We start from the raw sequence: 9,648 nt of genomic DNA on the forward strand, positions 1-9,648 counted from the left end.
AAAACGAGATCCAAAGTCTCACACCTGCCTGCCGGCAGGCAGGGAACTGAACGAATTTAGAGTAGTAAAGCGTAGGGGTTTTCAATGTTGACGAAATCTAGGTTTCAACGTATATCATAACCTTATTCTACGCTTTTTCTTTCTGATTAATATATCTAATTTAAGGAATTGCTAACTTAAGATGTATAACCGCAATTACGGCGGATTCGACTACGTCCGAATCCACTCGGAATTGCTAAAGCCTGTGCCAAACCGAAAAGTATGCGTATATTAACCCGTAACTGACGGTTATACGTACGTGTAATAAGGCATTAACTTAAAGACCGTTTTAGTTCTCCTCTTTTCTTCTATTAAATTAATAAATCAAAGTAAAGGAGACCGTTGCCAGTAATACGAATAACCAATAAAAACTAACCAATATGAAAAAACTAAAAATTTACTTTCCAATTTTGACGTTATTTATTTCTTCATTTGTATTCGCCCAAGATAAAGGAGACATAATTACACTTGACGTCCCAACCGCAAAATCGAATGTACAATCTCTTATTTCTGGTCAAACAACCACAAATGATGCTGACTTTTTAGAGACTGGAATTAAATATAAAGTTATTAGTAAATCTGATAATACTGTTCAATTACAAGCTCTTAACTTTGATAAACTTACAGCAAAAGAAAAAACAGATTACCAGACAAAATACGGTGTAGCGAAAAAAGATTTAAGTGAAATTTACAATAATAAAATCTACACAATTTCTCGTTCTGATTTTGATGCAAATGCCAATAAATTTGAACCAAAAGAAAGATTAAGTATTGGTCTTTTAACTTTACCATTTAAAGCACGTCCTCAAGGAGATTTTTCCTTTGACACAGAATTTAATTTAAATTCAACATTAAATTGGTCTTTTGCTTATACAAACAATGTATCAATTAATTTGCAAGTCGGTGCAGGTATTGGAACAGTTGGCTTGAATACAAGTAATTCAAGTGGACTTTCTGATAACGAAGCCCAAGATGTATCTACGATTACTTTTATGAGTGGATTAATGTTACAATACAAAAAAGTACAAGCTGGAATTTACATTGGAGTTGACAATATAAATAACCAAAGTAATTATCAATGGGAAAGTAACGGGAATATGTGGTTTGGTTTTGGAATAGGTTATGACTTGTTTAATCTAACTTTAGCATCTGAATCGAACAAACAATAAAGTACTACTGGCAACAATGGCTATAAGTAATTGCTTGGTCTGTTCTTACTCGGAAAATCCTGCGGATTTTCCTCTGGTTCGACAACTTTTCCTAAATTAATGACTTAACCACGCAACTACCCATAGGTACTGTGTCAAAAAACAAGTAAATTAGTATAAACTTTAGGAAGTACCCAAATAAATTTGGGTATTATCCCGTGCAGCAAAGACTTAAAGCCTTTGCTGCTTTTTTATTCTCAAATTCACTATCATAATTTTCTTCATTTTTCCATAAAGTATACATAAGAATCAGCAATTTTCTTTGAACAGCAACCAATGCTACCAGTGGTTTTGATTTATTCGGCTTTAGTCTATTATAGAAACACTTTAAAGTGGGGTTACATCGAACGCAGGTCATAGAAGGCATATGCAACACTGCTCTTATGTGACTGTTCCCTTTTTTACTTATTTTGGTCTTCCCTTTAAAGCTACCTGACTCCCTTAATACTACATCATAACCGGCATAACTCGTGAGTTGTTTAGCGTTAGATATGGATTCAAAACCTAAAGTTTCACCTATCACAGTAGCTGCAGATATGAAAGAGACGCCTGGTATACTTTCCAAATGACCAATACGCTTGCTTAAAACAGGGTATTCAGAGACTAAATCTCGCATTTCTTGTTCTATCACAGCTAATTGCTCATTTATGAGCTGTAAACGTTTTTTATGACGTTTGGCTGCCTTGGGATTGGAGTAACTACTTGATGCTATAGCTCCCTGTCTGTTAATTTCTGTTGTACGATCCTTTAAAAGCGAACTACGTTCCCTGCTTAAGGATTTCAATTGTTGTAGTTCTTTACTCGGAGGCTCCCAAAGCCTAAGCTCTCGTTCTAGTCCTAGCATACTTAGCATTTTACTGTCCAATGCATCTGTCTTTGAACGTTGATCCAGACTCTGTACATAACGCTTTACACGTCCTGACTGCATCACACAAACTTTATAACCTAAATTGTAAAGGTAATGACATACTTCTTGGTGATAGACACCTGTAGCTTCCATTAAAATATAGAAGTCAACATTGTTATTTACCGTTTTAGTCAACCAAGCCTTCAATATTTTAAAACCAGAAATATCATTTTTTATATCTGGATGACTTGTAAAATTCTTTTTAAGATTACTGCCAAGGGCACCCAAACTCAGAGATAAACTCTTTTTGGACACATCAACACCTAAGCATTGTTTTAAGGTTTCTTGCATGGTTTTATATTTATTACAAGTCTATTTTCTTTGGCATCTTTGCTCGCTTTTGATTCGATCTCTTTGCAAGGATCTAGGTACTGTTCAGATTCTAAGAAAATAATAGAAGGGTGGGATTTCTATGAAACTATATCATCTTCTAGGATGTATCTAGCCGAGACCTCTCTATCCCTTCTATATTTACCTGTTTTATTTATCAGAAATTTACTATTTTAACACCAATTAAATAAGGCTTTGTAAACATACGAGCCGAGACCGTTGTGTGTAATGTGAAAATCGTGCTAAAATTGAACATTTGAACTAAAAAAGCCAACGCTCAAACAGCACATTTATTTTTTTGCCAACACGAAAAGCCAACGCTTAAAAAAAATAAAAGAGCTGTTTCATCCCAACGCTCGAAAAAATGTATCTTGTGAAAAATTTCGACCAAATTAAATGAACATAGAAAGTATACTAAACAGTAACGAATATAAATGTAAATTAAGTAAACATCTTACATCATTACTTAAAAGAACCAAAGCTTCACAAACAGAAGCAACGACTTCTTTTGCATTTGAATCTGAAATCTATTTTTTCGTCAGAACTGTTTTCAATTTAGATATTGAATTTAGAAAAGAAGAAAGTCAATCCACTCTACGTCATAAGTTTGTTGGTAGAATGGATGCAGTCTGTAATAATCTAGTAATTGAATACAAAAAGCGTGGAAAACTAGATAGTGAAAAGGATAAAGAAAAAGCGACTGACCAACTTTCTGAATATTTATTACAGTTACTAAAAGAAGATGGCAATGAATATCACGGAGTTTTAACTGATGGAATTAAAATCAGATATGTTTATTTTCAAGAAGGAGAATTACATTCTACTTCTTTTAAAAATATTGATGAAAATGATTTAGATAAATTAATTCAATCACTAGTTGACTTAAATAACAAAAAATTTGTTCCTAAAAATATTGTTGAAGATTTTAAATTAAATTCTAGAACTGGAATCACATCTGAACTAGCAAATTATTTATTCAAAAGCTTAAATGATAAGAAATCAGACAAAACTTCAATGCTTTACCAAGAATGGGAGGTACTTTTCCATTTATCTGAAACAGATAAGGGGCAAAATGACGACATAAATAAAAGGAGAAAAGCATTAGGGAAATTATTCAATACAACAATTAATGATAGTGAAACTGATTACAAAGCATTATTTGCCTTACAAACAACTTATGCAATAATCGTAAAACTTATTGCTTGTAAAGTTGTTACCAAAATTGAGTTTAACAAGGATATTGAATACTTTTCAGACCTTTCAAATATTGACTCTGATACTTTACGACAATTTATTCAATACATTGAAAATGGTTATGTATTTCAAACTGGAGGAATAAGAAATTTACTTGAAGGAGATTTCTTTTCTTGGTATTGTGATGAAAATATTTGGAGTAAAGAAGAATCAGAAATAATCTCAAAATTAATCAATATACTTGAAGGCTACTCTATTACTTTTTATAGACACGGTTATAGCACAATAGATATCTTTATTGACTTGTATATGGAAATTATGCCTTCAGAAGTAAGACATAGTTTAGGAGAATACTTTACACCATCGTGGCTTGCAGATTATGTTGTAAAACAAAGCAAAAAGTTAATTAGCAATGTTGATTTTACAGCAATTGACCCTTGTTGTGGTAGCGGTGTTTTTGTAATGGCTTTAATTCGAGATATTATTTCTAAAAAAGATATTATTAGCCTTTCTGAATCTGAAAAACGAGAGCTTTTAAATTCAATTTTAAAAAGAGTTAAAGGTGTAGATATTAATCCTCTTTCTGTTTTGACAGCTAAAGTTTGCTTTTATTTATCTATAAAACCTTTGATTAATAATGACGACATTGAAATACCTATTTATTTAGGTGATTCCGCAAATATTCCAAACAAAGTTAAAATTGGAGATTCATTGTGTTATGAATATATAGTAAATACAAAACAAGAAAACATTCAAGTTCTTTTACCTAGCAATTTCGTTGAGAACGAAAATTTCTTTTCTCAAATGAGTCAAATACAAGCTATAATTGAAGCAGAAGACTCTGAACTTGTTTCAAATAAATTTTTGCAAAATTTTTCTAAAAATGATATAAACGAAGAAATAATTGAACACATAAACTCACTTTCCGAACAACTTGTAAGATTACACAAAAATAATTGGGATGGAATTTGGATTAGAATTGTAGCAAACTTTATGCTTGTAGCACGTATCAAGAATATTGATATTGTAATTGGTAATCCACCTTGGATTAAATGGGAATTTCTACCTCAAGCATATGCTGAAAAAATTAAGAGTTTATGTTTAGACCGTCATTTGTTTTCAGGTCAAACATATATGGGAGCCATAAGTCTAAATATTTGTGCTTTAATTGCGAATGTTACAGCTTCAACTTGGCTATCTAAAAATGGTATACTTGCGTTTTTGATGCCACAAACATTAATGACACAAGACTCATATGCTGGATTTAGAAATTTTTATTCTGATGTTTCATCTAATAAACGAATGTATTTACAAAAACTAGATGACTGGACGAAATCTGGTAATCCATTTGTAGACACACAAGAAAAATTTATGACTTATTATTATAATAATGAATTTGTCGATTATTTTAATGATGGTATTCCAATTACTGTAATGAAAAAGAAAAGAGGAGTTCCTATCGCTAATTTGAATTCTAAACAAACATTTAGCGAAGTAGAATCGTCATTTGAAAAGTCTTTTTCAAAAGCATTTCAAATGGACGAAGAACGAACTGGATATACAACTTTTGAAGAAGAATACATTCATAGAAAAGACGATTTTAGTTTAATCATAGGAGATTGTGTTTATAAAGCTAGAAGTGGTGTTGAATTTACACCAGCAGAAACTTATTTTGTTGAGCCTGAAAAAAGTCTTAACGAAGAAGGATTTCATATGTTTAAACCTTCCTCTTTTAAAAATGCAAAATATAAATCAATTGCAGGTTTACCTGTTAAGCTAGAAACTAAATTCATAAAACCTGTAATTAAAGCACCAGAAATTGTTCCTTTTGGTTTTAAAGAAAATAACAACTATTGTATTTTTCCTTATGCTGATAACGAAACTAAATCCATAGAAGTAGATAAACTTATTGAACAAAGTCCAAGTTTATTTAAATATTTATCAAATAACAAATCTTTAATTGGCAAACAATCTAAACGCAGTCTGACAATATCTCGTGGTAAAGCATTTTATTCACTTTCTAAAGTTGGAGCTTACACCTACTCGCCTTATCAAGTAACTTTTAGAGATAATACAAAGTTAAGTGCTAGTGTTGTTTCAAAAGTAATTACGCCTTGGGGAGAAGAAATTATGCCAATTTGTGCAAAACATTGTCCTTACATAAGCAAAGACAAAGAAGGTAGAGACATAACAGAAGATGAAGCATATTTTTTATGTGGAATTCTTAATACGCCAATAGTTAAAGATTATTTTAAGTTTACTTATAGTACGAGGTCATATAGTATAAATTTCAATATTAAAATGCCTTTATATGACAAGAACAATGTTTATCATAAAAAAATTATGTTGTTAGCTAGAGAAGCGACAGAAAACTCTGTTAATGAAAAAATCCTATCTGAATTGGAAAAAAATTATTTGAATTTATGTAGAGAAATTGAGAATTAAAAGCCAACGCAAAAAGCCATACACATTTGCAATTCGCTTAAGCAAAACACAAGCCCAAAATTGCAAAAGAGTATGTCTTGCCAACGCTCAAATTTGAACTTAATAATAAACATCGGAAAACCAAGCAGAACGGAAAAACACTACACACAACAACGTGTCCTATGAAAAGCACTAGTCCAGTTTTTCAAAGTTAATATTTTTATTTTAATTACCTCATAATGATATTTTTATGCGTGTTTAATTGATGATGAGGCTGTGCATCATTATCAATTAAATACTTATATAACTTGCTCCGCATCCCTGCCTGCGGCAGGCAGGCTATTCGTGATCAACTTTCTTTGGTCGTCACCAGCATCTGTATGATTATAAGTTATAATAAGTCCAGCCACTTGCTATAAAATGTGATCATCTTGAAGATGTCACCCACGTTGTTTTGTGATATGGACTTTAAATACTTCTTTGTGAGCTTTGTTATTGATTTATATCTATTTATACTATAACCCCAATTTCATAAGGGGTTTCTGTTTTTATTACTGCCAGTGTCCTACATAATAACTTCCTAGCCACTTTTATTATAATTTTTTTACTGTCCTTTCCATAATGCTTCCTGTAATAACTTTGCATCACGGGATCAGTTCGAATTGCTTGCCATAAAGCTTCTATAAAGTACGAACGAATTAAACGATGAGCACGCGGTGTTATGCCCATTGTTTTGCTATTGGCTCCGCTTTGATAAACTCCTGGAGCTAAGCCAACATAACCAGCGATATGTTTCACACTATTAAACCTACGTAAATCTCCTAGTTCACTAATAATTCCACAAGCAACAATACCTCCTATTCCTGGAATACTACGAAGTAGGTAATAATCTTTCTTAAAATGTTTACGACAATATGCTCTAAGCTGATTACTAACCAATCGTAAATCTTCATCTATAAATCTAAAATGACGCATACGACTATCTAGACTTGCCTTTGCTATGGGATACGTAAATATCATCTGATCTAACCAATTTCTAAATCCATGACTCCAGTGATCATTATCGTATTGCTCAGGAACTTTTATCCCAAAATATAGCAGTTGCATCTTAATGTAGATTTTAACTCTCCTAAAGTCCTTTACCAAATCATTGCGTCTTCGAAATAAACTCCGAAGCGCTTCGCGATGCACATCTGGTACATGGATACTGTTTAACCGACCATCTTTGAGTTCTCTGCTGGTTAGCTGCGCATCTATCCGATCAGTCTTTGTAAAGCGCTCTTTACCTTTTCTATGGATATCGGCCGGATTAACAACCAAAGAATTCCATCCATAACTCACGAAACAACGATGTGCATAATAACCACAACAGCCAGCCTCGTAAGCCGTAGATACTTCATGATCTGGAAAATGTTTGGCTACATAGCTCTTAAATTGCGATGGTTCTGGTGACATACTAAAGCTCTTGCCTGAAAACAAGTCTGTAGCGCAGTGAACTTTCCAACTTCGTTTGTGTATGTCAATTCCTATGTATAATTTAGGTGTCGCAGTAATTTGAGTGTTCATATCTTAATTGTTTTTGTGAAATTTAAAGATACTCGACTTACTGCTTTTTCATGGATGCTATAAAAAATAGGCGAAACAGCAATAAATTCAAGGCTATTGGCTCGTATCAAACTTTGTGTTTAACCGAAAGTTTCGTGCTTCGAAATCGCCTACTTTTCATATACTAACTGTTGGCAACAAGCTAAAAAAACCAATCTGAATGGACAAAGAAAAACCGAGACTTGCAAGATTGACATCAATTTTAACTCAATTACAATCGAAACGAATTGTAACTGCAAAAGATATTGCCGAAAAACATAATGTAAGTATCAGAACGGTTTATCGAGACATCCGAACACTTGAAAAATCGGGAATTCCGATTGTAACGGAAGAAGGAAAAGGCTATTCAGTAATGGAAGGCTATAAAATTCCGCCAGTAATGTTTACACAAGATGAAGCGAATGCTCTTATAACGGCTGAACAACTAATTAGCAAAAACAAAGACCAATCTTTGACCGAACAATATGAAAGTGCAATAAACAAAATCAAAGCTGTTTTAAAATATAACCAAAAAGAAAAAACGGAATTATTGACAAAAAGAATTCAAGTTCGCAACAATCGTGAAAATGAAAAAACAAGTAATTATCTCATAAAACTTCAATCCACTATTTCAAATTATCAAACTGTAAAAATGGATTATCTGTCATTGTCAAATAATAAAAGCCAAAGAGAAATAGAACCATTTGCACTTTACACGACACAAGAAAATTGGGTGCTTATCGCATTTTGCAAACAAAAAAATGATTTTAGAGCATTTAGACTTGATTGCATTCAAAAATTGCAAATATTGGATGAGAATTTTGAACCTCATAAAATGACTTTGCAACATTATCTTGAAAAATGTAGTGCAAAATATAAAAACAGCCCTGACACACCTTTGTCACAAGGTCAATCTAAATTTGCATTGAATCATAAAACATAAAAAGATGCAAACAGTAAAAATTGAACCTTTTAAAATTATCGGAATTTCGATAAGAACAACAAATGAAAACGGACAGGCTTCTCAAGAAATTGCCGAATTGTGGCAACGATTTATGTCCGAAAACGTAATTTCTAAAATCCCGAACAAAATAGACAATGCTGTTTATTCGCTATACACGGAATACGAGAGCGACCACACAAAACCATACACAGCAATCCTTGGTTGTAAAGTTAAAAATTTAAATAATGTACCAAACGGAATGTTTGGAAAATCATTTGAAGGAGGAACATATTCAAAAACCACAGCAAAAGGAGATTTAATGCAAGGTTTGGTCGTAAACCAATGGTCGAAAATATTTGAAATGGAACTTGACAGAACCTATGATGCCGACTTTGAAATTTTTGGGGAAAAGGCTCAAAATCCAGCGAATGCAGAAGTAGAGTTTTATGTAGGCATTAAAGGCTAACAAAAATATGCAAATAAAAAAGTTTGAAATAAAAACAGACCCTAAAGTAAATGAGGTTTTTGCAAATTATCCCGACATTGTTCGGGATAAGATGCAATTTCTGCGTGAATTAGTAATTGAAACAGCAGAAGAAACTGAAGGAGTTACCAAATTGGAAGAAACACTAAAATGGGGAGAACCAAGTTTTGTAACTAAAAACGGTAGTACATTACGAATGGATTGGAAAGAAAAATCGCCAGACCAATACGCTATGTATTTTCAATGTACAAGCAGGTTAGTAAATACGTTTAGATTGGTTTTTAATCATAAATTTCAATACGAGGGAAAACGAGCAATTGTTTTTAAAATGAACCAAAAAGTTCCAGAAATGGAATTGAAAACGTGTATAAAAGCTTCCTTGACTTATCACAACGTAAAGGAATTAATTACGTTAGGAATTTGAAAAATTTAACACGAATAAACAAAATCCAGTTGCCAACAAAGTACTGTGGTAAAAAACAAGTAAAAAAGCATTAACTTTTCACTAAAGTACTTCTATAAGAATCATCATATA

At 32.4% G+C, this 9,648-nt stretch carries 7 protein-coding genes; 5 read left to right on the top strand and 2 right to left on the bottom strand.

All coding sequences use genetic code 11. The features are described 5' to 3' along the window. Positions 1 to 419 precede the first annotated feature (419 nt). A complete protein-coding gene (locus ACN0TY_RS16385) occupies positions 420 to 1,208 on the top strand; it encodes a hypothetical protein (protein ID WP_417445304.1) in 789 nt (262 codons plus the stop codon). 190 nt (positions 1,209 to 1,398) lie between these two features. Here ACN0TY_RS16385 and ACN0TY_RS16390 read toward each other — a convergent pair whose 3' ends face one another. Beyond that, a complete protein-coding gene (locus ACN0TY_RS16390; RefSeq protein WP_417445305.1) occupies positions 1,399 to 2,445 on the bottom strand; it encodes an IS110 family transposase in 1,047 nt (348 codons plus the stop codon). A 435-nt stretch (positions 2,446 to 2,880) separates the two neighbouring features. On the opposite strand from ACN0TY_RS16390, the gene ACN0TY_RS16395 reads away from it, so the two are divergent. Further along, positions 2,881 to 6,123, top strand: a complete 3,243-nt coding sequence (locus tag ACN0TY_RS16395; protein ID WP_417445306.1) for an Eco57I restriction-modification methylase domain-containing protein — start codon at positions 2,881 to 2,883, stop codon at positions 6,121 to 6,123. A gap of 489 nt (positions 6,124 to 6,612) precedes the next feature. On the opposite strand, the gene ACN0TY_RS16400 is transcribed toward ACN0TY_RS16395, so the two are convergent. Then, positions 6,613 to 7,668 (bottom strand): IS110 family transposase, encoded by a 1,056-nt coding sequence (locus ACN0TY_RS16400; protein ID WP_417445307.1) that lies wholly within the window; start codon positions 7,666 to 7,668, stop codon positions 6,613 to 6,615. A gap of 199 nt (positions 7,669 to 7,867) precedes the next feature. Between ACN0TY_RS16400 and ACN0TY_RS16405 the strand changes: the two genes are divergently transcribed. Genes ACN0TY_RS16405 through ACN0TY_RS16415 form a run of 3 tightly spaced genes read left to right on the top strand, consistent with a single transcriptional unit; the run spans position 7,868 to position 9,537 of the window. Then, positions 7,868 to 8,629 (top strand): helix-turn-helix transcriptional regulator, encoded by a 762-nt coding sequence (locus ACN0TY_RS16405; RefSeq protein WP_417445308.1) that lies wholly within the window; start codon positions 7,868 to 7,870, stop codon positions 8,627 to 8,629. Positions 8,630 to 8,633: 4 nt separating this feature from the next. Next, complete coding sequence (locus ACN0TY_RS16410; RefSeq protein WP_417445309.1) at positions 8,634 to 9,095, top strand: GyrI-like domain-containing protein; 462 nt, start codon at positions 8,634 to 8,636, stop codon at positions 9,093 to 9,095. Between the two features lie 7 nt (positions 9,096 to 9,102). Beyond that, positions 9,103 to 9,537, top strand: a complete 435-nt coding sequence (locus ACN0TY_RS16415; RefSeq protein ID WP_417445310.1) for a DUF1801 domain-containing protein — start codon at positions 9,103 to 9,105, stop codon at positions 9,535 to 9,537. The last annotated feature ends 111 nt before the right edge of the window (positions 9,538 to 9,648 follow it).

Origin of the sequence: Joostella sp. (assembly GCF_048266025.1) — a bacterium.
Taxonomy (GTDB): Bacteria; Bacteroidota; Bacteroidia; order Flavobacteriales; family Flavobacteriaceae; genus Galbibacter; species Galbibacter atrarenae.